Source organism: Microlunatus antarcticus (assembly GCF_014193425.1).
GTDB classification, from domain to species: Bacteria; Actinomycetota; Actinomycetes; order Propionibacteriales; family Propionibacteriaceae; genus Microlunatus; species Microlunatus antarcticus.
This window is the reverse complement of record NZ_JACHZG010000008.1, coordinates 1-25,675: the sequence shown is the minus strand read 5'-3', so window position 1 is coordinate 25,675 and position 25,675 is coordinate 1. Positions and strand designations below refer to the sequence as shown.

Below are 25,675 nucleotides of genomic sequence, written 5' to 3'. Positions count from 1 at the left end.
TGAAGACCGTGCCCTGGCTCGTCGGCTGGGGGTACGACAAGAGCGACCAGCCGTTCAACATGGCCCGTGCGCTGAAGGCGTGGGACCGCATCAACAACCTCGACACCGTCCGGGTGATCAAGGAGTTCCGCCCGACGACGGTCGTCTGCACGCACTTCCTGCCGCTGCGGATCATGTCGCTGCTCGTCTCGCAGGGTGCGCTCGACTGCTCGGTCAGCGCGGTGACGACCGACTACGACTTCCAGGGCCTGTGGCTGGCGGGCGCCTTCACGCGGATGTTCGTCGCGCGCGAGGAGACCCGCGACCACCTCGTCGCCATCGGGGTGCCCGAGCGCCGCCTCACGGTGTCCGGCATCCCGGTCCGGGCCGGGCTCGACGCGCCGGCCGACCGTACGGCCCTGCTGCGCAAGCACCGCCTGCGGGACGACCGGCCGACCGTCCTGATCTCCGCCGGCGCGGCGGGCGGCGACTACGTCCAGGCGATCGTGGCGCAGGTCCGGCGCATCGCGACGCCCCACCAGCTGGTGGTGGTCTGCGGCCGGAACGCCGCGCTCAAGGCCTCGATCGACGCCCAGACCTTCGGCGACGAGTCGGTCCGCGTCATCGGCTACACGACGGAGATGCCCGAGCTGCTGGCCGTGGCGGACCTGTTCGTGGGCAAGCCCGGTGGGCTTTCGTCCTCGGAGTGCATGGCCGTCGGCCTGCCGATGGCGCTGGTCAACCCGATCCCGGGCCAGGAGGTGCGCAACAGCGACTTCCTCACCGAGGAGGGCGCGGCCGTCCGCTGCAACTACGAGACGACGGTCGGGACCAAGATCGAACGGATTCTTGCCAACCCTGCCCGGCTGGCGGCCATGTCCTCGGCTGCAAGGCGGATCGGGTTCCCGTCCGCGGCGCAGACGATCGCGGACCAGGTCCTCGACGACGTCGACTCCTCGCTCTGGATCACCCGCTCGGCGCAGAAGGCGATGCTGCGGGTGGCGGAGGCCGGGCACCCGCTCGAGGACGCCCGCCCGGCGCGGACCCTCGCGATCCTGGCCGACGCCAAGACGGGCATGCCGGTGGCCGTCGTCACCGACGACGAGGTGAGCCGGGTCGACGACTACTTCGACGGGCGGCTCCGTTACGGCGAGGAGGTTCTCGTCTCCCTCGACCAGCTGTCCCGGCGCAACCGGCTCGCGCTGCGCGTACGGCCCAAGACCGACCCGCACCTGCTGCTGGTGCTGCGCCGCCTGATCGGCGACCGTTCCGGGGTGGCGCTCCGCGTCGAGCGGACCGCCGGCGTCTGACCGCCTCGGTCCTAGCCGCCCGGACTGAACCGCCCGGGACCAGAGGAGCGGAGCCGTCTAGTTTGAGCGGATGGACTACCGCCAGCTGGGAGCCTCCGGGCTCCGCGTCTCGACCATCACCCTGGGCACCATGGGCTTCGCCGGAACCGGCTGGGCCCAGCCCGTCGGCAACCTCGACGTCGACGGTGCCCGCCGTCAGATCTCCCTGGCCCGTGACGCCGGGGTCAACCTCTTCGACACCGCCGATGTCTACTCGGCCGGCCAGTCCGAGGAGATCCTCGGCGCCGCGCTCGGCTCGGACCGCGACGACGTGCTCGTCGCGACGAAGGTCCGCATGCAGATCGGGGACCTCGACGGCCCCAACGACCTCGGGCTCTCCCGCTACCACATCGTCCGGGCGGTCGAGGGCAGCCTCAAGCGCCTCGGCACCGACCACATCGACCTTTACCAGGTGCACGAGTGGGACGGCCAGACCCCGCTGGAAGAGACCATGGCGGCGCTCGACACCCTCGTGAAGTCGGGCAAGGTCCGCTACATCGGCGCCTCCAACTACACCGGTTGGCAGCTGATGAAGGCGATGTGGACGGCCGACAAGGCGGCGACGGAGAAGTTCGTGAGCCAGCAGATCTACTACTCCCTCCAGGCGCGTGACGCGGAGAAGGAGCTCGTCCCGGTCTCGATCGACCAGGGCCTCGGCATCCTCGTCTGGAGCCCCCTCGCCGGCGGCCTGCTGTCGGGCAAGTACCGCCGCGGTCAGGACGACCCCGAGGGCACTCGCCGCTTCCAGGGCTGGAGCGAGCCGCCCGTGGAGAACGAGGAGCAGCTCTACGACACGATCGACCTGCTGGTCGAGATCGGCGAGGGCCACGGCGTCTCCGCCGCCCAGGTCGCGCTGGCGTGGACGCTGACCAAGCCGGCCGTGACCTCGCTGGTCATCGGTGCGCGGACGGAGGAGCAGCTCACCGACAACCTCGCGGCCGCGAACCTCGTGCTGAGCGCTGACGAGGTCGCGAAGCTCGACGCGGTCAGCCTGCAGCCGCTCACCTACCCGCACTGGCACCAGGCCAACGCGGCCTCCGACCGGCTGGGCGCGACGACCGAGTCGCTGCTGCGTCCGCACATCGGCTGAGTCGCGCGGCGGCCGGGCGAGGCCAGTCCCCGGGGTTGCCACGGGTAGTGCAAAGGTGCACTACCTTGGCAGCAGGCCGTCGCGGGCCGCTGACCAGATCGATCGGTCAGAGGATCCGGCGTCATGGCCTTTTCGTCGTGAGGTGGGACTCCACCTGACGTGGTGCCGCGGGGGTGGCTCTAGCCCGGAGGCACCATGCGCAGCGCCACCCCGTCCTGCCCTGCCCGCACGCGCCGTCCGTCGCGCGCCCGCGTCACCGCCCCCGCCGTCCTGGCGGCCGGGGTCGTCCTGCTCGGCCTTGCCGCCGTGACGGCGACTCCGCGGGCGTACGCGGCGGAGAGCCCTGTCGACCTCGGCGTCGCCGGAAGCTACTCGGTGGTCGGCGGGCGGGCCGTGGTCAACACGGGTCCGAGCACGCTGGACGGGAGCGTCGGGGTCTTCTCGGGCAGCGCGATCACCGGCTTCCCGCCCGGCCTCGTCGGGGGTGAGATCCACGCCGCTGACGCCGAGGCCGAGTCCGCTCAGGCGGCCACGACGATCGCCTACAACGACGCAGCGAGACGCGCTCCGACCGAGGTCTACAACGACGACCCCCACGAGCTCGGTGGCGGCGACCCGCTCGTGGCCGGCGTCTACAAGGCGAACGTGTCGGCCGGTCTCACCGGCACCGTCACCCTGGACGGCCAGGGCGACCCCAGCTCGGTGTGGATCTTCCAGATCGGCTCGTCCCTGACGACCGCGACGAACAGCCGCGTCGCCCTGACCAACGGGGCGCTCGCCTGCAACGTCTTCTGGCAGGTCGGGAGCTCCGCCACCCTCGGCGTCGGGACCGACTTCGTCGGCACCGTCCTGGCCCTGACCTCGATCACGGCGAACACCGGCGCCACGATCGACGGCCGGCTGCTGGCCCGCAACGGTTCCGTCGTCCTCGACACCAACGTGTTCCAGTCCTCGGAGTGCGACCGCTCGCCGAGCCCGTCCGCGTCGACAAGCCCGTCCGAGTCAGCCAGCCCCAGCGCCTCGGCCAGCCCGAGCGTCTCGGCGAGCCCCAGCGAGTCGGCCAGCCCGAGCGAGTCGGCGAGCCCGTCCGACCTCCCCGTCCCGAGCGCGTCCGACACCGAGACCGGCGGCGGTAGCGACAACGGGAACGGGAACGGTGACGACAACGGCAACGGCAACGGGGACGACAACGGCTCGGGCAACGGGTCCGGGAACGGCGACGAGGACAGGCCGACCGCGACCTCCACGTCGCGCACCGGGCTCGCCGAGACCGGTTCCGGTGCCGGCACGACCGCCGCCGCCCTCGCCGGGGTCGGCCTGCTGCTCCTGGGCGGCGTCCTCCTGGCCGTCCGCCGTCAGGCCGGGGGGCACGGGCGGCACCGCTGACCCCGCGGGGTCGGGCCGGTCCGGCGGCACCCCGCTAGGGTCGCCGCGTGAGCGCGACCGACTTGCCCCGCAGCACCCCCGAGTCCCAGGGGGTCGATCCCCGCGGGATCACCGCCTTCCTGGACGCGATGGAGGCGGCGCCCGACATCGAGATGCACAGCCTGATGGTGCTGCGGCACGGTCAGCTGGTCGCCGAGGGCTGGTGGTCGCCGTACGCCCCGGAGCTGCCGCACCTGCTCTACAGCCTGAGCAAGAGCTTCACCTCGACCGCCCTCGGCCTGATGGTGGACGAGGGCCTGGTCGACCTCGACGCCACGGTGCTGTCGTACTTCCCCGAGCTCGACGCCGACGTCACCGACCCGCGGAGCCGGTCGATGCGGGTCCGCCACGTGGCCGCGATGGCCAGCGGGCACCTCGCCGAGACCCTCGACCGGGCCCTGGCGAACGACCCCGTCGACCTCGTCCGCGGGTTCCTCCTGGTCCCGCCGGAGCGCGAGCCGGGCACGGTCTTCGCGTACAACCAGCCCTGCACGTACACGATCGCCGCCATCGTCCAGCGGCTGTCGGGGCAGACGCTGGTCGAGTTCCTGCGGCCCCGCCTCTTCGACCCGCTGGGCGTCGGCCCGGTCGGCTGGCAGCAGCACCCGTCGGGGCGCGACCTCGGCTTCACCGGGCTGCACGCCACCACGGACGCGCTCTCCCGGCTGGGCCAGCTCTACCTCCAGCGCGGCGTGTGGGACGGCGAGCGCCTGCTCAGCGAGGCGTGGGTGGCCGAGGCCACGAGCCGGCAGGTCGACAACCCGCTCGAGCCCAACCCGGATTGGAGCCAGGGGTACGGCTTCCAGTTCTGGATCGCGCGCCACGGCTACCGGGGCGACGGCGCGTACGGGCAGTTCTGCGTCGTGCTGCCCGAGCAGGACGTCGTGATCGCCGTGACGTCCGCGACCGAGAACATGCAGGGCGTCCTCGATGCGGTCTGGGCCCACCTCCTACCGGCCTTCGGCGCGGACGCCCTCGAACCCTCCCCGGCGGCGGGTGCGCTCGACGAACGCCTGGCCGCGCTCGGCGTCGCTCCGCTCGAGGGCAGTGCCGCGCCGTTGGTCGACCCGGAGGACTGGTCGGACCGCCGGCTGCGCCCCGGCCCCTCCGGCTCGGCCCAGCGCAGCCTCACCGAGGTGCGGCTGGTCCGGGAGGACGACCGCTGGCGGCTGGTCCTCTTCGACGACGACGCCGAGATCAGCTCCGGCATCGGGACGACGAGCTGGCAGACCAACCTCGTCGAGACGGAGCACGGCGAGACCGGGGTCCCGATCGCGGTCAGCGGCGGCTGGACGGACGACGACACGTTCCGGGCCGACGTGATCTTCCTCGAGACGCCGCACCGGCTCGAGCTCACGGCCTCGCGGACCTCGGCGACCTTCGACCTGCGCTGGCAGACCGTCGCCCTGCGCGCCGGAACCCTGGCGGACCTCCGGATGCCGCGGGGCCAGCAGGGGTCCACGTCGGCCGCGTTCGTATGACCCAGGAACCTTCTCGGCCGACGATCGGGCGCGGGCTGACCTTCCTCTTCGCGGTCGCCGCCGGCGCTGCGGTCGGCAACCTCTACTGGGCCCAGCCGCTGCTCGACCTCATCGCGGACGACCTCGGGGCGTCGACCACGCACGCGGGCTGGCTCGTCACCACGACCCAGCTCGGCTACGCGCTCGGCATCCTTTTGGTCGTCCCGCTCGGCGACGTCATGAACCGGCGTCGGCTCGTCCCCCTGGCCCTGCTGGCGGCGGCCGTCGCGCTCGTCCTGTGCGCGGTCGCCCCGTCGTTCGGCTTCCTCGTGGCTGCGCTCGGGCTGGTGGGTCTGCTCACCGTCGGCGGGCAGCTGCTGACCCCGCTCGCCGGCGACCTGGCGACCGACGCGGACCGGGGCGCCGTCGTCGGAACGGTCGTCTCCGGCATCCTCACGGGCATCCTGCTGTCCCGTACGGTCAGCGGCTTCGTGGCCGACGCCTTCGGCTGGCGCTCGATCTACGCCGGCGCCGCCGTCCTGGACGTCGTCCTCGCGGTCCTGCTCTGGCGCGCGATCCCGGACCTCGAGCCCAAGGCCCGCGTCCGCTACCCGGCGCTGATCGGCTCCGTCTTCACCGTGATCCGCCGGGAACGGGTCGTGCGCTGGACCCTGGTGCTCGCCGGGATCGGCTTCGCGCTGTTCACGATGTTCTGGACGGCGCTGACCTTCCTGCTCAGCGGCGCCCCCTTCAACTACCCCGTGTCGGTGATCGGGCTCTTCGGCCTGGTCGGTCTGGTCGGCGCGGTCGCCGCCCAGCGCGCCGGCCGGCTGCACGACGCCGGCTGGTCGGTCCGCGCGTCCGGCATCGGCTGGGCGCTGGTCGTCGTGTCCTTCGTGGTGGCCGCGGTCGGTGGCCGTTCGGTCGTCCTGGTCGTCGTCGCGATCCTGCTGCTCGACGTCGCCATCCAGGGGATCAACATCCTCAACCAGACGCGGATGTTCGCCGTGTCGGGCGAGGCCCGCAGCCGGCTCAACACGGCCTTCGTGACCAACAACTTCCTCTGGGGCGCGGGCGGCTCGGTCCTGGCGACCGTCCTGTGGGGTGCGGGCGGCTGGACGGCGGTCACGCTCTGCGGCGCCGGGCTCGCGGCCGTGGCCCTCGTCGTCTGGGTGTTCGGCCGTCGTGGCCCTCTGGTCGTCCCCAGTTCCTGAACCTGTCAGAGCGCCCACCTACGATGGCGCGGTGCCACGGTGGATCGAGCTGGACGAGCTGGCCAACCTGCGAGACGTCGGCGGCGTCCCCACCACGGACGGCGGTGAGATCGCGCCCGGCCGCCTGCTGCGCTCGGACAACCTCCAGACGTTGACCGACGCCGACGTCGACGCGCTCCTCGCGCTCGGCGTGACCGACGTCGTCGACCTCCGCAGCGACTACGAGCGCGACGCCGAGGGTCCCGGTCCGTTGACGAAGACCAGCGTCGCGCACCACCCGCACTCGTTCTTCCGGGAGTGGCGCGAGGGCGTCGGCGAGGACAAGTCCGACGACCCGGACGCCGCCGAGGCCGTCGAGGAACGTCCCGAGGCCGTCCCCGACGAGGCGCTGCCCTGGGTCGACCTCGAGCCGTCGGTGGCCCTCGAGAACGAGGTCGCGGGCGTCTACCTCTCGTACGTCGCCGACCGGCCCGACTCCGTCCTCGCCGGGCTGCGCCACATCGCCGAGGCCGACGGCGCGGCGCTGGTGCACTGCGCGGCGGGTAAGGACCGGACGGGGACGCTCGTCGCCCTCGCGCTCCTGCTGGCCGGCGCCGACCGCGAGGCCGTGATCGCCGACTACGCCGCCAGCTCCGAGCGCGCCCAGCGGATCCTCGACCGGCTGCTCGCCTCCGACACGTACGCCGAGAACCTCCGCGGCCGTCCTCTCTCCTCGCACCTGTCCCGGCCCGAGACGATGCGCGCGTTCCTGGAGCACGTCGACGCCACGTACGGCGGGGTCGAGCCCATGCTCGAGCGCCTGGGCTGGACGGGCGACGACACCGCCCGCCTCCGGGCGAAACTACGGGACTGACGGACGAGGAAGCACAGACATGGCTGACGACACCCCTGACCTGACCGCCGGCGTGGCCCTGGACGACATCCCGGCCGACGGCCTGCTCGCCGGCAAGGTCGGCGACGCCGACGTGATGCTGGCGCGCTGGACCGACGACGCGGGCCGCCCGCAGGTGAGCGCCCTCAGCGCCGCCTGCACCCACCGCGGCGCGCAGCTCCCCACCGGCCTGCGGGTCGGCGACAGCGTGGTCTGCCCGTTCCACCACGCCTGCTTCGACCTGCGCAACGGTGAGGCCGTCTCCGCGCCGGCCATCGGACCGCTGGGCGTGTGGCCGGTGACGGTCGACGGCGACCGCGTGACCGTGCAGGCGGCCGCCGAGCCGGCGCCGGGTGAGCCGAGCCGGGTCGACAACGACCGCGGCGTGACCCGCGTGGTCGTGGTCGGGGGCGGGGCCGGCGGCTTCGCGGCCGTCGAGCGTCTACGACGTGTCGGCTACACCGGCGCGTTGGCCCTGGTCTCGGCCGAGCCGAACCTGCCGCTCGACCGACCCGAGCTCAGCAAGAACTACCTGTCCGGCGGCAAGCAGGTCACCGACCTGCCGCTCCTGCCGGCCGACTGGTACGACGAGCACGACGTCGAGACCCACCTCGCCGTGACCGCGACGGCGCTCGACCTCGCCGAGCGGGTCGTCAGCCTGTCCGACGGCACCGAGCTGACGTACGACGCCCTCGTCCTCTCGACCGGCGGGTCACCCGTACGGCCGGACCTGCCCGGCTTCGACCGGCCGGACGCGTTCCTGCTGCGGACCCTCGAGGACGCCGACGCGATCATCGCCGCCAGCGAGGGCAAGCGGGTCGTCGTCGTGGGCAGCGGCTTCATCGGGCTCGAGACCGCGGCCGCCCTGCGCCAGCGCGAGGTCGACGTCACGGTCGTGGCGCCGGGCACCGTGCCGATGCTCCGCCAGCTGGGCGAGGACCTCGGCCGGGTCCTCCGGTCCCTGCACGAGGAGAACGGCACCCGCTTCGTCGACGGGCGCGCGGCGGCCTGGGACGGCCAGGCGCTCGAGCTCGAGGACGGGCAGCGCGTCGAGGCCGACCTCCTGGTCGTCGGGCTGGGCGTCGAGCCGCGCACCGCGCTCGCGCAGGACGCCGGCCTCGAGGTGGACGACGGCGTCCTGGTCGACGCCACCTTCGAGACCAAGGTCCGCGGGGTCTTCGCGGTGGGCGACATCGCCCGCTTCCCCGACCCGTTGACCGGGCGCAGCATCCGGGTCGAGCACTGGGCCCAGGCGCAGCGTTCCGGGGCGCTGGCCGCGGTCAACCTGCTCGGCGGGCAGCAGGCGATCACCGAGCCGCCGTTCTACTGGACCCAGCAGTTCGGCAAGAGCTTCCGGCTCAGCGGCCACGCCGACTCCCTGGAGCACGGCGACGCGGACGGTTCCGCCGCCGACCGGCAGCTGCTCGTCACGTTCCGCGAGGAGGGCCGCGTCGTCGCTGCGGCCGGGCTCGGTCGCGACCGCGACCTGCTCAAGGTCGAGGACTCGGAGCTCCGCCAGCCCGCGCTCTAGCTCGAGTCGGTCGGGCGGCGGCTCAGGCCAGGGGTCGGCCCGGGTCGTCGCGGTCGGCGTCGGTGCCCTCGTCGGGGACGCCGGGCCCGAAGCTGCTCGCGAGGTACTTCCGCTGCAGCTCCAGGGCCCAGCCGGGGCACCAGCCGTCGGCGGTGATGCTGCGGCGCCGGCCGTCCGACGGCGGCGTCACGTGGCCGTGGAGCGTTCCGTCCTTGGCCCAGTGCAGGAGGTCCTCCTCCCACGGCCGGTCCTGCAGCGAACGTCTCTCCCGCATCGCCCGTCTCAGCCGTCTCGGCAGCCGGCGGGCGCTCCACCAGTTCTTCACGGTGAACTACATCGTTGTCAGGGCGGGAATGTTTCACCCCGAGGGGTTGATCAGCACATACTTACGATGCGCACAGAATTACGGCGTCCGGGGTCGCGATCGTCAGCCGCAGCTCGACCGGCACCTCGTCTCCGACCGCAGGCGGGGTGGCCGAGGCCGGCAGGAAAACGAGGCTCGACTGCATGTGCGGCGGCTCCAGGAACCAGCGCTTCCGGCCGTCGATCGTGAACGGGCTGAGCGCGCGGCCCGCCGCCCCGAGCGAGCCGGTGGCCAGCGCGGTCGCCCGCTGCCGCAGGGACGAGGCCGAGGTGGGGGCCTCAAGACCCACGCCGTGGGACGTCCCGCCCGCGACGACCACGACCCAGCCGGCGCCGGGTACGACGCGACCGCGGTAGCCGGCCCGCTCGCCCCGACCGACCCGGTGGACGTCGAGGACCGTGGCGGTGGTCTGCCGTCCGCCGGCGTCGCCCAGCCACAGGCGCGTGCCGACCCGGGCGCGAACCGGGACGGGCCCGTCCGGCCCGCCCAGCTTGGCGGCGAGGCGGCGGACCTCGTCGCTGGGCAGGTGCGAGAGCCAGAGCGTCCCCGGGGCTACGGCGAGGGCCGCGCGGGCCAGCCGTACGGCCTCGGCGTAGCGCCCGTCCTCACGCAGCGGGAGGTGGATCGTCCAGCCCTCGAAGGCCACGTCGGCGAGCAGGGGACCGGCCGCCGCCAGGTCGGCCTCGGACAGGCCGTGCCGGCGCATGGCGGTCAGGACCTCGACCAGCACCCGCGGCCGGCCGGGCCCGGCGGCCAGCACGCGCAGGTCGTCGAGCCGCGAGACGGTGGTGATCACGTGCGGGTCGGCGGTGAGGGTGTGCGCGAGCCCGCCGTCACCCTGCTCGTACGGCTGGAGCACGACGACGTCGCCGTCGAACGTCCCGCGGACGACGCCGACCTCGGAGGCCATGCCGACCGCGATCGTGTCGAGCCCGAGCCGCCGGCACTCGGCGGCCAGCCGGACGAGGCCGAAGCCGTACCCGTGACCCTTGACCACCGGGACGATCGCCTCGGCGTCGGCGACGACCTCCGCCAGGTGGGCCTGCCAGCGCGCCTCGTCCAGCCGGACGGTGACGCCCACGTCAGCGCCGCTTCATGTAGACGTCGAAGGCCTTGTAGAGGAGCCCGTTGAGCGGCAGGTCCCACTCGCCGAGGTACTCCACGGCCTGGCCTCCGGTCCCGACCTTGAACTGGATCAGGCCCAGGTGCGGGTCGTCGCCCTCGAGGCCCTCGGTGATGCCGCGCAGGTCGTAGACGCTCGCGCCGGCGTCGAGGGCGTCGCAGATCATCTGCCACTGGATCGCGTTGCTGCCGCGGACCTCGCGCTTGGCGGTGCTGCTGGCCCCGTACGAGTACCAGGCGTGCCGGCCCACCCGGACCCAGGTGGTGGCGGCGACGAGGTCGCCCTCGTGGTGGGCGAGGTAGAGCCGGATGCGGTCCGGGTCCTCGGCGAGCAGCGCGTCCCACATCGTCTCGAAGTAGGACAGCGGCCGGGCGGTGAAGTGGTCCCGCTCGGCCGTCTCGACGTAGACCGCGTGGAAGGCCGCGAGGTCGTCACGCGTGCCCTGGCTGACGGTGACGCCGAGCTTCTCGGCCTTCTTGATGTTGCGGCGCCAGAGCTGGTTCATCCCGGCGAGCAGCGACGCGGGCGTCTCGCCCTCGACCGGCAGCTGGAAGACGAAGCGCGGCTGCCCGGCGGCGAAGCCCTCGTCCTCCGACGGCGGGTGCCAGCCGAGGTCGCGCAGCTCCTGGCGCAGGCCGGTCGTAGCGTGCTGGACCTCGTCGGGAACGGCCTCGCTGAGCCGGGTGATGCGCTCGTCGGCGATGGCCCGCTTGACCGTGTCGGCCCCCCAGCGGCGCGCGACGACGGGCGGTCCGATGCGGATACCGAAGGCGCCGGCCGCGCGCAGGTGCGCGGCGAGCGGGATCAGCCAGGTGTGGAGGTTGCCGCCGAGCCAGTCGATCGTGGGGCCCTCGGGCAGGTAGGCCAGGTACTTCTTGACCCGCGGCAGCTGGCGGTAGAGCACGAGCCCCGCGCCGACCGGGTCGCCCTCGGGGTCGTTGTCGTCGAACCAGCCGACCGACTCCGCCTTCCACTCGCTCTTGACCAGGCCCCACGCGGGGGTCTGGAGGAAGGAGACCGACGGCTGGGCGGCGTTGAAGCGGCGGTGCTCCTCCGTCGTGATGGTGCGGACCGCGAGAGACACCCTGCGAGGTTAGTGGGTTCCTCGGCGCGCGGAGGCCTCGGTGCGCACCGCGTCCAGGCGTGTCTGCGGCGGCTGGCAGGATCTGTCGGACGGAAGCCGACGAGGGGATCGTTCGTGAGCAGCACGGGTTTGCCGGTCGACGAGGGCGAGCTGCGGCAGGGCCTCGCGGCCTGCCTGCACGTCCGCCGCTGGGTCGACGAGGTGGTCGCCCAGGAACCGTTCGCGTCGGTCGACGCGCTGGTGGCGGTGGCGTCGGAGGCGGCGACACCGCTGAGCGCGGCCGAGGTCGACGAGGCGCTGGCCGACCACCCGCGGATCGGCCAGCGGTCGCAGGGGACCGGCGCGGCCGCGTCCTTCTCCCGCGCCGAGCAGGCGTCGAGCCAGTCGGAGGACGCCGACCTCGCCGCACGTCTCGAGGCCGGCAACGCGGCGTACGAGGCGAGGTTCGGGCGGGTGTTCCTGATCCGCGCCGCCGGCCGTACGCGGCCGGAGATCCTCGCCGAGCTCGAGCGCCGGCTGCGGCTGGAGCCGGACGAGGAGGTCGGGGTCGCCGGCACCGAGCTCCGGGACATCGCGCTGCTGCGGATCCCGCAGCTGTTCGCCCACCTGGACGCGGTCGCGCTCGACCAGCCCGCCGGGTACGACGACGCGGACGCGGCCCGGTGAGCCCGACGCCCGGACCGACCCGCAGCAAGGTCACGACGCACGTGCTCGACGCCGTCAGCGGGCGTCCGGCAGAAGGTGTGGTGGCGGTGCTCGAACGGCGCGGTCCCGACGGCTGGGTCGCGGTCGCGGACGGGCGTACGGACGCCGACGGACGCATCGGGCGGTTCGGCCCGGACGAGCTCGACGTCGGGGTCTACCGGGTGACGTTCGCGGTGGGGGAGTGGTTCGCGGGGCGTGGCCTGGAGGCCTTCTACCCGGAGGTGGTGATCAGCTTCACGCTCGACGACCCGTCGGCGCACTACCACGTGCCCCTGCTGCTGAGCCCCTACGCCTTCTCGACCTACCGCGGGAGCTGACGACTCTCAGGCGCCGGTCGTCGGGCCCCCCGAGACCACCCGTCGACGTCCATCGGTAACCCGGGATAGGAGATGATGCGCAGGGGATGGGCCTACCCGCGCGGGGAACACGACGCAGGCCGAACGCACACCGACCTATCCCGGGCGTCCGATGGAGAGAACTCCCGAGAACAAACGTAGCGGACGCGACACGACTTCGTGGCCCTTCACCACAACAGATCTGATCGCGTTCTCAGAAAGCTCCATCAGCAGGGTGAAGAGCACCGCGACGTCGGCCTCGTCGGGGTCCTCCGGCCACGCCCCGGCCTCGAGCCTCCGCGCCAGCGCGGGCGCGCCGGCGAGGTCGACCAGCACGACGTCCGCGTCCTTGCCGACGTCGAAGTTGCCGAGGTGGGCGTCCTGGTCGAGGGCCTGCGCGCCGGCCAGGGTGCCCGTGTGGAGGAGCTCGGCGGGGTGCAGCGCGACGGCGGCCGCGCCGGGCTCGGACAGGTGCACCTTGTACGCGTCGTTGAGCACGCCGGGGATGAGCCAGCGGTCGCCCGCGCCGACGTCGGAGCCGAGGGCGACGGTCACGCCCGCCTCCGTCGTCCGCCGCCAGGGCATCGTCCCGGACCCGAGGAACTGCTGCGACGTCGGGCAGTGGGCGATGGAGCTCTGCGTCTCGGCCAGCCGGGCGAGCTCGGCGTCGGTGCAGTGGACGGCGTGGGCGAAGACGCTGCGGCGCCCGAGCAACGTCTCGCCGCCGGCCCGCGAGCCGGGCTCGAAGCGGCCGTCGTACGTGTCGAGGTAGCTGTCGACCTCGTACAGGCCGCGGACGGCGGCGACCTCACCGCCGTCGGGGGTCTGGTTCTCGCTCAGGTGGGTGTGGAAGTAGACGCCCCGCGTCCGGGCCTCGGTGTAGAGCTCCCCGAGGCCGCGCAGGGTGCGTCGGGTGACCGACAGGGCGAAGCGCGGGACGACGGCCACCTGGAGGAGGGCCTGGCTCGGCTCGGTTGCCTGGCTGAGGTCGGCGTCGCGCCCGTGCCACCGGTCGACCTCGTCGGCCACGAGGGCGAGGGCCTCGTCCTCGCCGGTGATCAGCGGCCTGGCGGAGTCGGGCCCGACCGTCTGGACACCCCGGCCGCTGACCAGCCGGAGGCCGGCCTCGGCGTGCGCCTGGAACAGCGCGTCCTGCGCCGCGGGGAAGGCGGAGCCGAAGACCAGCGCGGTCGTCGTCCCCGCGGCGATCCGCCGCGCGACGAAGTCGGCCGCGGCCCGGGCGGCCAGCTCCTCGTCGGCCAGCCGCGCCTCGGTCGGGAAGATGCAGTGGTCGAGCCAGTGCAGCAGCTGCCCGCCCCCGTACGCCGCCGTCGCGTGGACCTGGGGGTAGTGCAGGTGGGTGTCGACGAAGCCCGGCAGGAGGAAGTCCGCGCGCGTCACCGGCAGGTCCGCGTACGCGGCGGGCAGGTCGGCGAAGGGACCAAGCCAGGCGATGCGGCCGGTCTCGTCGACCGCGAGCGCACCGTCCCGGATCGAGACCAGCGCGGCGGCCGCCTCCGCGAGCCGGGTGTCGCCGGCGACGTGGAAGAGGTGGCCGCGCAGGACCCGGGCGGTCACACCAGGCCGGTGTAGGCGTTCCACGCCGGACCGGCGTCCGGCGCGTCGTCGCGCGTGATAGCAGCCTGGATCAGCCCGTAGGGCCGGTCGTCGGCGTGGAAGACCTCGCCGTCGTTCTCGATGCCGAAGCGGCCGAGGTCGTAGAGGAAGTGGTGCTTGTTCGGGGCGGAGAGCCGCACCTCGGCGACGACGTCGTACGCCTCGAGCACGGCCCGGCCCATCTCGAACAGGGTCTGCTGCAGCGCGAGCGAGTGGAGCGTGGCGAAGGTGCTGATCATGGTCGCCTTGATCCCGGCGTACGTGGCGTCCCAGTCGACGTCGGTCGTGGTGAAGCGCCACCGCGCGACCAGCGACGTCGCCATGACGCGGTCGTGGGTGGGCGCCAGCGTGGTGAACTCGTCGACGTAGAAGTCGGCGAACTCCGACCCCGTCGACTTGAGGACCACCAGGTCCTTGAAGCCGCCGGTGACCCAGGTCTGCTGCGCCTCGCCGGTGCCCTCGACCGTGACCGAGCAGGTCCGGATCTCCTGGCCCTTGCGCACGAACGTGTGGTCGTGGCCGGCGCCGTCGACCTGCACGCGCTCCCAGGCGTACTCCTCGATCTCGATCCGGGCGCCCTCGACGGGCGGGACGTCGTCGACGTAGTGCCGGGCGAGCGCGAGGCCGTAGCCCTCGAGCGTCTCGAGCCCGACCGTCTTGGCGTACGCGTACGCCATGTTCTTCTGGGTGTCGGTGGGCAGCACGTTCCGCTGGTCGCCCGCGAGGTGCGCCGGCGCGAAGTCCCCGCGCAGCGCGCTCGAGACGTTGACGTCGCGGATCTCGTGGCGGGGCGTGTCGCGGGTGATCCGGACGACGCGGTTCTCCGCCTTGCCGTACTGGTGCGCTCCCAGGATGATCGCCATGCCCGGGATGCTAGGACGTCCGCGTTACGGAGGCGCGACGGCCGGAGAGCCGGTACTGCGTCAACTTGTGCACCGAAGTCGGTGCACAACCAGACGCGCTGTCGGGTCGTCCACAGGTTGCGCGGCTCGACCGGCACGGCCGGCGCCGGGATCACCACACTCCGGGCGTGCACGCACGACAACCGCTGCCTCCGGCGCTCCTCCGACTGGCCCTGTTCCAAGAGGGCGTGGTCTCGACCGCCCAGGCCGAGTCCGCGGGTCTGACGCGGCACGTCATCGCCCGCTGCCTCACGGACGGGCAGCTCGGGGCAGTCACCCGGGGGGTCTACGGGCTCGGTACCGCTGCTCCGTCCTTCGAGGGGCTCGCCTGGGCGGGCTGCCTCGTCGGCGGGGAGGGGTCCCGGGTCGGCGGCCTGGCTGCGGCTCGGTTGCTGCGTCTGGCCGACGAGGCGCCCGACGTCGTGACCGTGCTCCTGCCCGACGGCAGGCGCGCGGGTCGGGCGGGTCCGAGGTGGGAGTTCGTCCGCGGACGGCCAGGAGTGCGTTCGTCGGCCGGCCGGGGATCGCCGCCCCGGCTGAGCGTCGAGGACACGGTGCTCGACCTCTGCGACCAGTCCGACCGCGAGGACGTCGTGGGGTGGGTGGCGGCGGCGGTGCAGCGGGGGCTCACCACGCCGAAGCGCCTGCGACGACGGGTCGACGACCGGACCCGCCTCCGGCACCGGCAGCTCGTCCTGAGCCTGATCGACGACGTCGGGGTGGGAGCGGAGTCAGCGATCGAGATCGCCTACCTCAACGACGTCGAACGGGCGCACGGTCTCCTGAGCGGGGACCGGCAACGCCGACCGGTGGGCTCGACCTACGTCACCGACGTGAAGTACGACCCCTATGCGCTCCTGGTGGAGCTGGACGGCAAGCTCGCCCACCTGGGCAAGGGCAGGTTCCGCGACATGAAGCGCGACAACCTGCACGTCCTGCTCGGCCACGCGACCCTTCGGTTCGGACACGCGGACGTGCTGAGCAGCCCGTGCGAGGTCGCTGTCCAGGTCGCCGGCATGCTGATCCGGTGCGGCTGGGGCGGGCTCCCCGTTCCCTGCCGGCGCTGCGCCCGCTCGTGGCGCTACTGAGTCAGGTTGTGCACCGATGTCGGTGCACAAGTTGCCGCGTTGTTCGCGATCAGCCCTGCAGGAGGCGCCAGAGGCGGTCGCGGGACATCGGGAGCTCGTGGGGGCGTACGCCGAGGGCGTCGGTGACCGCGTTCGCGAGGGCGGGGGCGACGGGGTTGTAGGGCGACTCGCTCATCGACTTCGCGCCGTGCGGGCCGAGTTCGTCGGCCGTGTCGGCGAAGAAGACGTCGGTGTCTGGAACGTCCGCCATCTGAGGGATGTGGTAGTTCCGCAGGACGTCGGTGGTCACGCGCCCGTCCTCCAGTACCAGCTCCTCGAACAGCGCCGTGCCGATCGCCTGGACGACGCCGCCCTCGACCTGGCCGCGGCACTGCTGCGGGTTCATGACGAAGCCGGCGTCGGCGGCGTGCACCGACTGAAGGATCACGACCTCGCCCGTGGCGGTGTCGACCGCGACGCGGAACCCCTGCACGTTGAACGCGAGCGAGCGCACGGCCCCGTCGCAGCGGCCCTCGGCGCTCAGCTCGCCCGCCGGGCCAACGAGGTCGCCGAACGGCAGCAGCGTCGGTCCGCGCCGGAGACCGGCCCGGTCGGGGGCCCAGTCCTCCGCGTGCCCGCCGGCCCGGGCGACGGCGGCCGCGCGCAACTGCATCAGCAGGGTGGTCGCGGCCTCGTGCACCGCACGCCCGGCGACGACCGTCCCGGTCGACCCGAACGCACCCGTGTCGTGCTCGGTCACGTCGGTGTCGCTCTGCCGGACGGTCACGCGTGCGGCGTCGGTGCTCAGGGCGCTCGCCACGAGCTGGGTGTGCACGGTGGTGGTCCCGTTGCCGAACTCCGCCGTCCCCACCCGCAGCGTGTACGCGCCCTCGGCGTCGACGCAGAGGTGCGCCACCGCCTCGTGCCCGCGCGGCGGGATGGTGGCGATCATGGCCATCCCGACGCCCTGCCCGACCCGCCAGGTCGGACCGGTCGGAACCTCCACCCCGTTCCCGCGGGCGAGCGCCGCCTCGACGAGGTCGAGGCACTGGTCGAGCCCGTACGAGCCGAAGCGCAGGTCGTCGCCCTCGACGTGGGTGACGACGAGGGGCTCGTCGGGGGAGATCATGTTCAGCCGCCGGAACGTGAACGGGTCGATCCCCAGCTCGCCGGCCAGCTCGTCCATGGCCGACTCGAGGGCGAAGGTCACCTGCCCCAGCCCGTACCCGCGGAACGCGCCCGAGGGCAGGTTGTTGGTGTAGACCGCGGCCGCGTCGACCCGCTTGTTGGGCACGGAGTAGATCGCGACCGACTCCGAGCACCCGTGGAACATGACCCCGCCGGCGTGGTTGCCGTACGCGCCGGTGTCCGACAGCACGTCGATCGCCAGCGCGGTCAGCCGTCCCGCACGCGTGGCGCCGAGGGTGACGTCGACCCGGAAGGGGTGACGGCAGGGCACGACCGTGAGCTCGTCGGTCCGGGTCATCTCGTACGACACCGGCCGGCCGGTCGCGAGCACGGCCAGCGCGACGAGGTCCTCGGTGAGGATCTCCTGCTTGCCGCCGAAGCCGCCGCCGACGCGGGCGGTGAAGACGCGGACCCGGTCGCGCTCCAGCCCGAAGACGTGGGCGATCTCGTCGCGCACCAGGAACGGGACCTGGGTGCTCGTCCGGAGCACCAGCCGACCGTCGGCGTCGAGCCAGCCGAGCGTCGCGTGCGTCTCGAGCGAGACGTGCGCGACCCGCTGCGTACGCCAGCGCCCGCGGACCACCGCGTCCGCCTCGCGCAGGCCGGCCTCGACGTTGCCGTGCTCGCCGTGGAGCTCGGCGGCCACGTTGCGGGCGGGGTTGGCGATGCGCGACGCGACCGGGTCGAGGTCGCCGTGCAGCAGGGGTGCGCCGTCGTCGCGGGCGCGCTCCGGGTCGTGGTTGGCGGGCAGCGGCGCGTACGTGACCTCGAGCGCCCGGCAGCCCGCCTCGGCCGCCCCGACGCTCTCGGCGAGCACGACGGCCACGCGCTGCCCCAGGAACCTGACCACGCGGTCGAGCACGCGGGTGTCGTCGGGGTCGTCGGACCGGTTGGCGTGCCGGGCGGTGGAGAAGGCCACGTCGGGGGCGTCGTCGGCGGTGAAGACCGCGACCACGCCGGGGACCGCGCGGGCGGCGGTGGCGTCGACCCGCTCGATGCGGGCGTGGGCGTGCGGGCTGCCGAGCACCTTGAGGTGGAGCAGCCCGGGCACGGCGACGTCGAGCGTGTACGGCTCGCGCCCGGTCACGATCCGCCGCCCCGCCGGGGCCCCGACCGAGCGACCGACCCCGTCCCCCGCGCCGTCCGGCTCCCGCGTCAGCGGACCAGCGGTGATCGCCTCCCGGATCGGGCGGTAGCCGGTGCACCGGCAGAGGTTGCCCTTCATCAGCCGCGGCAGGTCGTCCGTCTCCAACGATTCGCCCTGGTCGAGGGCCGACGCGGTCACGACCATCCCTGCCGTGCAGAAGCCGCACTGGAACGCGGCCCGGTCGACGAACGCCTGCTGCACCGGGCTCAGCCGGTCGCCGGTCCCGAGCCCGGCGACCGTCGTCACGTCGTGGCCGGCGACCCGGACGGCGGGGTAGATGCAGGAGTGCACCGGCGTCCCGTCGACCAGCACCGAGCACGCGCCGCAGTCGCCGGAGTCGCAGCCCTTCTTGACCTCGAAGTGCTCGAGCTCGCGCAGGAACGTCCGCAGGCACTGGCCCGGCCGCGGCGTCGCGTCGACCGGGGCGCCGTTCACGGTGAAGGTCACCCGAGCTCCTCCAGGATCTCCAGCCCGAGGACCACGCTGACCGCCCGCCGCCAGTCCGCCGCCCCGTGCGCGTCGGAGAACCACGCGTCCACCGCCTCGACGTCGGCCCGCAGCGCTGCGGCCTCGGGGACGGCGGGGTACCGCAGCTGCACCGGCCGTACGGTCCCCGCGGTGATCGTCAGCACGAAGCCGCCTTGGGGCGGGAGCCGCCCGATCAGCACGACCCCGGAACGTCCGATGGGGGAGAGGGCGATCTTGCGGTACGCCGTCCGGCTGGCCAGCGCGTCGGGCGCGACCTCGATCGCGCGCACCACCTCGCCGGGGCGCAGGGCGTTGGTCGTGTTCCCGGTGACGAACTCCGCGGCCGGCAGCCGGCGGTCGGTGCCGTCCGGCCCCCAGACCAGCACGTCGGCGTCGAGCCCCGCGGCGAGGCTCGTCATCGGGCCGGCGGGCAGGGCGGCGCAGAGGTTGCCGCCGATGGTGGCGACGTTCCAGACCTTGAAGGACCCGAAGAGCGCCGTGCACGCCTGCCGGAACACGGGCGCGGCAGCCCAGGTGTCGGCGTACGTCGGCGAGAGGGCGGCGATCTCCACCATCGGGCACGTGGCCGCGAGGCTCAGCCCGCGCTCGTCGACGGTGACCGACGGCCAGCCCAGCGTCGTGAGGTCGAGCAGCGTGGTCAGGTGGTCGTGCGGCTCGGCGAAGAGCACCGACCCACCGGCCAGCACTGCGACGCCGGGCCCGAGGGCCGCGAGGTCGGCGCGGGACCGGAGCGGCAGGACCGCGCCCACCGTGTTCTGGTCCACGCCCCCATTAAAGGCGGAGGCCGTTTCACGCAGGTAAAGATCGCTCCGGCTCCAACGGCAGCGCGACGTGGGGCTCGGCGTCCGGTCGACGAGGTGGTCGCCGGGAGGTGTGCGACGCGTAGAGCACGCCGCCCACGACGAGCGCGCCCGCGACCAGCTCGACCAGGTCCGGCACCTCGTCGAAGAAGAGCCAGGCGCTGAGCACGCCGACGACCGGCACGAGCATCGCGAACGGGGCCACGACGCTGGAGGCGTGACGGGCGAGGAGCGTGTTCCACAGCCCGTAGCCGAGCAGGCTGGCGACGAGGACGATGTAGAGCAGGCCCAGGACCGCCGGCAGGGCCTCCATCGTGAAGGCCGTCCGGAGCGAGTCCCAGTCGCGCCGCGGACCCTCGAGCAGCAGCGAGAGCGCCAGGAGCGGGACCGGCGGGATCACCGACATCCACAGCGTCAGGTGCAACGGCTTCGGCGCCCGGGCCTGGCGGCTGCAGATGTTCCCGAAGGCCCAGCCGAGACCGGCGGCGACGGTCAGCAGCACCGGGACGAGCGCGGCGGCCGAGCCCTCGGCCGCCCGGTGGACCGCGATGACGGTGAGGCCGGCGACCGAGACGAGGACACCGACCACCTGCCGCGCGCTCAGCCGCTCGCGCAGGAACACGGCGCCCAGGACGACGGTGAACGGCACGCTGGCCTGCAGCACCAGCGGCGCCAGGCCGCTCGGCATGCCGATGGCCATGCCGACGTAGAGCAGGCCGAACTGCACGGTCCCGGTTCCGATCCCCAGCCCGAGGAACCACGCAGCGGCACCTGGGGCCGCGGCACGAGCAGCACCGTCGGGATCGCCAGCAGCGTGAACCGCACCGCCACCATGAAGAGCGGCGGGAAGTGCTGCAGCCCCAGCGTCGTGGCCGGGAAGTTCACGCCCCAGCAGACGACCACGACCAGCGCGAGCAGGCGGTCGCGGAGGGGCACCCGACCATGGTCCGCGACGTGGCCGCGGACCCGGCCGGATTCCCGAGGGGTGGTGGGTCAGACCGAGGTGATCTTGCCCGGGTTGAGCTGGTGGGTCGGGTCGACGGTGTCGATGACGCCCTGGACCATGAGCACGCCCTGGGTGGAGATGTCGTCCTCGAGCCAGCGGCTGTGCTCGGTGCCCACCGCGTGGTGGTGCGAGAGCGTCCCGCCCGCCTCGATGAACGTCCCCTGCAGCGCTTCCTTGACCCGGTCGTACTGCGCGATCGGGTTGTCGTCGTGCGCGAAGGCGAACGTGAAGTAGAGGCACGCGCCCGAGTGCTCGGAGTGCGAGAGGTGGCACATGATCCAGCCGGTCACGCCGAGGTCGGCGTAGACCTTGCGGACGTTCTCCACCACGGCGGTGTAGAGCGGGAACAGCTTCGACCACGGCGCCGCGGTCTCGGACACGTCCGCCGCCCCGCCCCGGTCGAGCAGGAAGTCGCGGATGTACGGGGTGTCGAACTTCTTCTGGTCGTAGAGCACAGCCGGGCCCTTGCCGAGCCCGACGCCGCCGTGCGCCTTGATGATGGCGCCGACGATGCCCTTCTCGTGGGCCACGTGCGCGCGGCCGCCCTCGTAGCCGATGAAGCTCAGGCAGGCCTGGTCGAGGTCCCAGCCGCGGCGCTCCAGGTGCTTGAACAGCTGGGCGCCGACGGTCGAGGACACCGAGAAGCCCTTGGACGCCTTGCGGGTGGCCAACGACATCTGGGTCTCGTACTGGTCGCTGACCCGGGTCACCGAGGGGTGCGCGTCGCTCGTCGAGATCTCCTGCATGGCCGCGAGGCCCGCCTCGAAGCTCGGGAAGAGGTAGGCCAGCATCAGCCGGTTCTCGGGGATCCGGTGCACCTGGACGGTGACCTCGGTGATGACACCGAGGCGACCCTCGGAGCCGAGGACCATCTCGCGGGTGCTCGGGCCGGTCGAGGTGCTCGGGACCGGGCGCACGACGAGCGTCCCGCTGGGCTGCACGACGCGCATGCCGCGGGCGATCCGGGCGATGTCGCCGTACTTGTCGGACTGCATGCCCGACGAGCGCGTCGCGACCCAGCCGCCGAGCGTGCTGTGGGTGAAGCTGTCGGGGAAGTGCCCCATCGTCCAGCCGCGGCGGCCGAGCTGGGTCTCGAGGTCCGGCCCGAGCACGCCGGCCTGGACCCGCGCCAGGCCGGAGTCCTCGTCGACCTCGAGGACCTGGTCCATGCGGCCGAGGTCGACGGAGACGACGGTGCGCTCCTCCTCGGCCAGGGGGTGCAGGCTGCCGGAGATGTTGCTGCCGCCGCCGAAGGGGATGAGGACGAGGTCGGCCTCGCCGGCCAGGTCGACCAGGGCGCGGACGTCGTCCTCGCTGCCCGGGTAGACGATCGCGTCCGGGACGCGAGGGAGGTCGGCGGCGCGCAGCCGGAGGAGGTCGCGCAGGCTCTTGCCGTACGTGTGCACGACCCGGTCGAGGTCGTCGTAGGCGACGTTCGTGGCGCCGACCGCGTCGGTCAGGCGGCCGCGGACCTCGTCGCTGATGCGCGGAGCGGGGACGTGGAGCTGCTCGATAGTCTTCGGCGACTCGGGCGGCTGCGTGATGTCGATCCCGACGGCGCGGCTGACGAAGGCGGGGAAGGCGGGCTTGTCCTCCCAGTGGAAGGAGACGCCCTCGACGCCCCACCCCCACCACTTCATGTGCTTGACCGCCGGCATGGCGCACGCCTCCTCGCTGAGCTCGGACCCCGGTGAGAGGCCCCGCACGAGCGTAACTGCTGCGTACGACTCCCTCGGGCCTTCGGTGCGGGGCGTCAGTCGCGCGGGAGCCGGCGCGGGACGTCGCCCACGCGCTCGGCGTGGTCCATGGCCTCGTCGTACAGGCCGCGGACCTCCTTGGCGATCCGCTCGGAGAAGCCCATGACGGACTCGCCGTCGTCGGGCCGCATCGGCTCGCCGAAGTTCACGTAGACGGGCGGCTTGCCCTTGCCCGGCCAGGTCTTGCCGTAGGGCATCGCCTCGGACGCGCCGTAGAGCGCGATCGGGAGGCAGGGCACGTCACGGCTGATGCAGAGGGCGGCGGCGCCGGGCTTGAAGTTGCCCATCTCGCCGGTCCGCGAACGGGTGCCCTCGGGGAACAGCAGGAGCGGCACGCCGTCGTCGAGCAGGCTGGTCGCGAGGCCGCGTCGGCCGCGCAGGCCCGAGCGGTCGACCGGGAACGCGTTGAAGAACAGCGCCGTCAGGCCCTTGCGCCACCACACGTCGAAGAAGTAGTCGGCCGCGGCACCGGCGGCGACGTAGCGGCCGAGCTTGCCCGGCAGCGCGCCGATGATCAGCGGGGCGTCGAGATGGCTCGAGTGGTTGGAGACGGCGACGTACGGCCCGTGCATCCCGTCGAGGCGCTCGGCGCCGAGGACGGTGACGTCGGCCTTGTGCCAGATGAAGGGCTTGAGCAGCCCGTGCTGCGCCACGAACCGGGCGCCGGCGATGACCGGCGAGGTGTAGCGGCTTCGGCTCGACACGTCGATCACCCTATCGGACTTGTGCGTTCACGCCCCGTTCACGCGGGTGCGACACGGACGGTTCGTCGCGGAGGTCCGCGCGGATGCCGGGACGGGTCAGTGGCGGCTGGAGGAGAGCCGGCGCGAGGCGGCCCGGACCGCGGAACGCGGCGCGTGCCGGACCGCGAACATCAGTGCCCGGTAGCGCCGCGACGGGATCGACACCACCGCGCCGCGGGCCACGTCGGCCAGGCACTCCGCGACGAGCGCGTCGGCGTCCAGCCACAGCGGCGCGGGGATCGAGGAGGTCCGGATGTCGGCCCGCTGGTGGAACTCGGTCCGCACCCAGCCCGGGGCCAGCGCCGTCACGGTCACGCCGGTGCCGGTGAGCTCGTTGGCGAGCGACTCCGAGTAGGTCATCGCCCAGGCCTTGACCGCCGAGTAGGAGCCCATCGCCATGTACCCGGCGGTGGAGGCGACGTTGACGATCGCTCCGTGGCCGCGCTCGCGCATGGCCCGTCCGGCCGCTCCGCCGAGGACCAGCACGGCGGTGACCATCACGTCGATCGCGTGCTCGTGCGGCGCCGGGTCGGGGTCGGTCAGGCGGTGGTGGACGCCGAAGCCCGCGTTGTTGACCAGCAGGTCCACGGGCCGGGAACTGTCCTCCAGGCGGGCGGCGACCCGGAGGACCTGGTCGCGGTCACCGAGGTCGGCGGGGAGGACCTCGACGGCGACGCCGTACGTGGCGCGCAGCTCGGCGGCCGAGGCCTCGAGGCGCTCCCCGTCACGAGCGACGAGGACGAGGTCGTCACCGCGGGCGGCGAGCTGGCGGGCGAAGGCCGCGCCGATCCCGGACGTCCCGCCGGTCACCAGGGCTGTGGGCATGCGCCCCACCCTACGGAGCGGCGAGGATCAGTCGAGGTCGCCGGCGCGGGTGCCGTGGGCGAAGGCGATGACGAGGATCAGCAGCGTCCCCATCATGGCGACGGCCCCGAAGCTCACGATCTTGTACGGCACCGGGACGACGTGGTCGTACGGCGTGGTGGCCAGCCCGAAGATGCCGACGCCGAGCGCGACGATCCCGATCGCGAGCCCCAGGCCCAGGATCACCTTGCGCATGCTTGTCCTCGCTCCGCTCGTGTCTGCCGGGTCGTCACGCTAGCCGATCCACCGCTGCGGCCGCTGCTCACGTCGGCCCGTCGAGCAGCGCCGCGGCCTGGCGGGCGATCTCGAGCTCCTCGTTGGTGGGCACGACCAGGACGGTGACGGGCGAGCCGTCGGGGGAGATGACGCGGGCCTCGCGCGACGGGGCCTCGTTGCGCCCCGGGTCGACCGACAGCCCGAGACGGCCGAGGGTCTGCAGGACCCGGGCCCGCAGGACCGGTGCGTTCTCGCCCACGCCGGCGGTGAAGGTGAGGACGTCGAGCCCGCCGAGGACCGCGGTGTAGGCACCGACGTAGTGACGCAGGCGGTGGACGTAGACGTCGAGGGCCAGCCCGGCGTCCTCGTCCCCGGCGTCGGCCCGCGAGAGCACCTCACGGAAGTCGTTGACCCCGGCCAGGCCCTTGAGGCCGGACCGCTTGTTCAGCATCGCGTCGATCTCGGCGACCTCGAGGCCCGCGGCGGAATGGAGGAACGAGAAGACCGCGGGGTCGATGTCCCCGGACCGGGTGCCCATGACGAGACCCTGCAGCGGCGTGAGCCCCATCGAGGTGTCGATGGCGACGCCGCCCGCGATCGCCGAGGCCGAGCAGCCGTTGCCGAGGTGCAGCACGACCTGGCTGAAGGAGTCGAGCGGTCGGCCCAGGAAAGTGGCCGCCGCGCGCGAGACGTAGCGGTGCGAGGTGCCGTGGAAGCCGTAGCGCCGCACCCGGTGGCGCTCGCGCACGTCCTTGGGGATCGCGTACGTCGACGCCGCGGCCGGCAGCGAGGTGAAGAAGGCCGTGTCGAAGACCGCGACCTGGGGCACGTCGAACGCGGCCCGCGCGGCCTCGATGCCCGCCAGGGCCCCGGGGTTGTGCAGCGGCGCGAGGGGCACGAGGTCGCGGATGTCGGCGATCACGGCGTCGTCGACGAGCACGGGGTCGGAGAAGTCCGGCCCGCCGTGCACGACGCGGTGCCCGACCGCGCGGAGCCCCGTACGGTCCACGCCGGCCTCGGCGAGCTGGTCGGTGACCACGCCCATGGCGGCCCCGTGGTCGGGGACGTCGCTGCCGTCCTCGCCGATCCGCTCGACGAGGCCCTTGGTCAGCACGTCGGCCGTCTCGGGGACCACCACCTGGAACTTCAGCGACGACGACCCGGCGTTGAGGACGAGGATCGCGCTCTCCGCGGCCATCAGCTGTCCTGCGCCTGGATCGCGGTGATGGCCACGGTGTTCACGATGTCCTCCACGAGCGCTCCGCGCGACAGGTCGTTGACGGGCTTGTTCAACCCCTGCAGCACCGGGCCGATCGCGACGGCGTGGGCGCTGCGCTGGACGGCCTTGT

Annotated in this window: 24 protein-coding genes and 1 pseudogene; 10 read left to right on the top strand and 15 right to left on the bottom strand. The window is 73.1% G+C overall.

The window, feature by feature from the left end; genetic code table 11:
• The 7 genes from FHX39_RS19635 to FHX39_RS19605 form a co-directional block, all read left to right on the top strand.
• The coding region (locus FHX39_RS19635) for an MGDG synthase family glycosyltransferase (RefSeq protein WP_183342440.1) at positions 1-1,289 on the top strand (1,289 nt) is incomplete at its 5' end.
• A gap of 70 nt (positions 1,290-1,359) precedes the next feature.
• Entirely contained in the window at positions 1,360-2,418 is a 1,059-nt protein-coding gene (locus FHX39_RS19630; RefSeq protein ID WP_183342438.1) for an aldo/keto reductase, read from the top strand.
• A 195-nt stretch (positions 2,419-2,613) separates the two neighbouring features.
• A complete protein-coding gene (locus FHX39_RS19625) occupies positions 2,614-3,804 on the top strand; it encodes an ice-binding family protein (RefSeq protein WP_183342436.1) in 1,191 nt (396 codons plus the stop codon).
• Between the two features lie 47 nt (positions 3,805-3,851).
• Positions 3,852-5,324: a serine hydrolase domain-containing protein gene (locus FHX39_RS19620; protein ID WP_183342434.1), complete on the top strand. Its 1,473-nt coding sequence runs from the start codon at positions 3,852-3,854 to the stop codon at positions 5,322-5,324.
• Positions 5,321-6,517, top strand: coding sequence for an MFS transporter (locus tag FHX39_RS19615; protein WP_183342432.1), 1,197 nt, complete (start codon positions 5,321-5,323; stop codon positions 6,515-6,517). Before FHX39_RS19620 ends, FHX39_RS19615 begins: the two co-directional genes overlap by 4 nt.
• A 31-nt stretch (positions 6,518-6,548) precedes the next feature.
• Positions 6,549-7,370: a tyrosine-protein phosphatase gene (locus FHX39_RS19610; RefSeq protein ID WP_183342430.1), complete on the top strand. Its 822-nt coding sequence runs from the start codon at positions 6,549-6,551 to the stop codon at positions 7,368-7,370.
• A 19-nt stretch (positions 7,371-7,389) separates the two neighbouring features.
• Positions 7,390-8,919: an FAD-dependent oxidoreductase gene (locus FHX39_RS19605; protein WP_183342428.1), complete on the top strand. Its 1,530-nt coding sequence runs from the start codon at positions 7,390-7,392 to the stop codon at positions 8,917-8,919.
• Positions 8,920-8,941: 22 nt separating this feature from the next.
• On the opposite strand, the gene FHX39_RS19600 is transcribed toward FHX39_RS19605, so the two are convergent.
• The 3 genes from FHX39_RS19600 to FHX39_RS19590 all read right to left on the bottom strand — a co-directional run bounded on the left by FHX39_RS19600 (position 8,942) and on the right by FHX39_RS19590 (position 11,490).
• Entirely contained in the window at positions 8,942-9,193 is a 252-nt protein-coding gene (locus FHX39_RS19600; RefSeq protein ID WP_183342426.1) for a hypothetical protein, read from the bottom strand.
• Positions 9,194-9,305: 112 nt separating this feature from the next.
• Positions 9,306-10,364 (bottom strand): alanine racemase, encoded by a 1,059-nt coding sequence (locus tag FHX39_RS19595; RefSeq protein WP_183342423.1) that lies wholly within the window; start codon positions 10,362-10,364, stop codon positions 9,306-9,308.
• Between the two features lies 1 nt (position 10,365).
• Positions 10,366-11,490, bottom strand: coding sequence for a lipid II:glycine glycyltransferase FemX (locus tag FHX39_RS19590; protein WP_183342421.1), 1,125 nt, complete (start codon positions 11,488-11,490; stop codon positions 10,366-10,368).
• A gap of 114 nt (positions 11,491-11,604) precedes the next feature.
• On the opposite strand from FHX39_RS19590, the gene uraD reads away from it, so the two are divergent.
• Together uraD and uraH are read left to right on the top strand one after the other, a co-directional pair.
• Positions 11,605-12,156: a 2-oxo-4-hydroxy-4-carboxy-5-ureidoimidazoline decarboxylase gene (uraD, locus tag FHX39_RS19585; protein WP_183342412.1), complete on the top strand. Its 552-nt coding sequence runs from the start codon at positions 11,605-11,607 to the stop codon at positions 12,154-12,156.
• Positions 12,153-12,512 carry a hydroxyisourate hydrolase gene (gene uraH / locus FHX39_RS19580; protein WP_183342410.1) on the top strand — a complete coding sequence of 120 codons (360 nt, stop codon included), beginning with the start codon at positions 12,153-12,155 and terminating at the stop codon, positions 12,510-12,512. The genes uraD and uraH overlap by 4 nt, the downstream gene beginning before the upstream one ends.
• A gap of 135 nt (positions 12,513-12,647) precedes the next feature.
• Here uraH and FHX39_RS19575 read toward each other — a convergent pair whose 3' ends face one another.
• Positions 12,648-14,108: an amidohydrolase family protein gene (locus FHX39_RS19575; RefSeq protein WP_332836994.1), complete on the bottom strand. Its 1,461-nt coding sequence runs from the start codon at positions 14,106-14,108 to the stop codon at positions 12,648-12,650.
• Positions 14,105-15,010, bottom strand: a complete 906-nt coding sequence (gene pucL, locus FHX39_RS19570) for a factor-independent urate hydroxylase (RefSeq protein WP_183342394.1) — start codon at positions 15,008-15,010, stop codon at positions 14,105-14,107. Before pucL ends, FHX39_RS19575 begins: the two co-directional genes overlap by 4 nt.
• A 167-nt stretch (positions 15,011-15,177) precedes the next feature.
• Here pucL and FHX39_RS19565 point away from each other — a divergent pair, with 167 nt between their 5' ends.
• On the top strand, positions 15,178-16,137 hold the full coding sequence (locus tag FHX39_RS19565; protein ID WP_183342392.1) for a hypothetical protein: 960 nt from the start codon (positions 15,178-15,180) through the stop codon (positions 16,135-16,137).
• 49 nt (positions 16,138-16,186) lie between these two features.
• Here the strand turns inward: FHX39_RS19565 and FHX39_RS19560 are convergent, their stop codons facing one another.
• The 10 genes and pseudogenes from FHX39_RS19560 to FHX39_RS19520 form a co-directional block, all read right to left on the bottom strand.
• Positions 16,187-18,898 (bottom strand): molybdopterin-dependent oxidoreductase, encoded by a 2,712-nt coding sequence (locus FHX39_RS19560; RefSeq protein WP_183342390.1) that lies wholly within the window; start codon positions 18,896-18,898, stop codon positions 16,187-16,189.
• Positions 18,895-19,704: an FAD binding domain-containing protein gene (locus tag FHX39_RS19555; protein ID WP_183342387.1), complete on the bottom strand. Its 810-nt coding sequence runs from the start codon at positions 19,702-19,704 to the stop codon at positions 18,895-18,897. The genes FHX39_RS19560 and FHX39_RS19555 overlap by 4 nt, the downstream gene beginning before the upstream one ends.
• A gap of 25 nt (positions 19,705-19,729) precedes the next feature.
• Positions 19,730-20,242 carry a DMT family transporter gene (locus FHX39_RS21555; protein ID WP_456299350.1) on the bottom strand — a complete coding sequence of 171 codons (513 nt, stop codon included), beginning with the start codon at positions 20,240-20,242 and terminating at the stop codon, positions 19,730-19,732.
• Positions 20,243-20,344: 102 nt separating this feature from the next.
• A pseudogene (locus FHX39_RS22480) lies at positions 20,345-20,625 on the bottom strand (EamA family transporter); the annotation flags it as partial.
• Between the two features lie 108 nt (positions 20,626-20,733).
• Positions 20,734-22,404, bottom strand: a complete 1,671-nt coding sequence (locus FHX39_RS19545; RefSeq protein ID WP_183342385.1) for an FAD-binding oxidoreductase — start codon at positions 22,402-22,404, stop codon at positions 20,734-20,736.
• A 95-nt stretch (positions 22,405-22,499) separates the two neighbouring features.
• Positions 22,500-23,207 carry a lysophospholipid acyltransferase family protein gene (locus FHX39_RS19540; RefSeq protein WP_408631508.1) on the bottom strand — a complete coding sequence of 236 codons (708 nt, stop codon included), beginning with the start codon at positions 23,205-23,207 and terminating at the stop codon, positions 22,500-22,502.
• A 96-nt stretch (positions 23,208-23,303) separates the two neighbouring features.
• Positions 23,304-24,071 (bottom strand): SDR family NAD(P)-dependent oxidoreductase, encoded by a 768-nt coding sequence (locus FHX39_RS19535; protein ID WP_183342244.1) that lies wholly within the window; start codon positions 24,069-24,071, stop codon positions 23,304-23,306.
• A 27-nt stretch (positions 24,072-24,098) separates the two neighbouring features.
• The gene (locus FHX39_RS19530; RefSeq protein ID WP_183342242.1) at positions 24,099-24,305 is read right to left on the bottom strand and encodes a hypothetical protein; all 207 of its coding nucleotides are present in this window, start codon (positions 24,303-24,305) and stop codon (positions 24,099-24,101) included.
• Between the two features lie 67 nt (positions 24,306-24,372).
• The gene (locus FHX39_RS19525; protein WP_183342240.1) at positions 24,373-25,524 is read right to left on the bottom strand and encodes an acetate kinase; all 1,152 of its coding nucleotides are present in this window, start codon (positions 25,522-25,524) and stop codon (positions 24,373-24,375) included.
• On the bottom strand, positions 25,524-25,675 hold a 152-nt coding region (locus FHX39_RS19520), incomplete at its 5' end, for a phosphate acyltransferase (protein WP_183342383.1). The genes FHX39_RS19525 and FHX39_RS19520, both read right to left, overlap by 1 nt.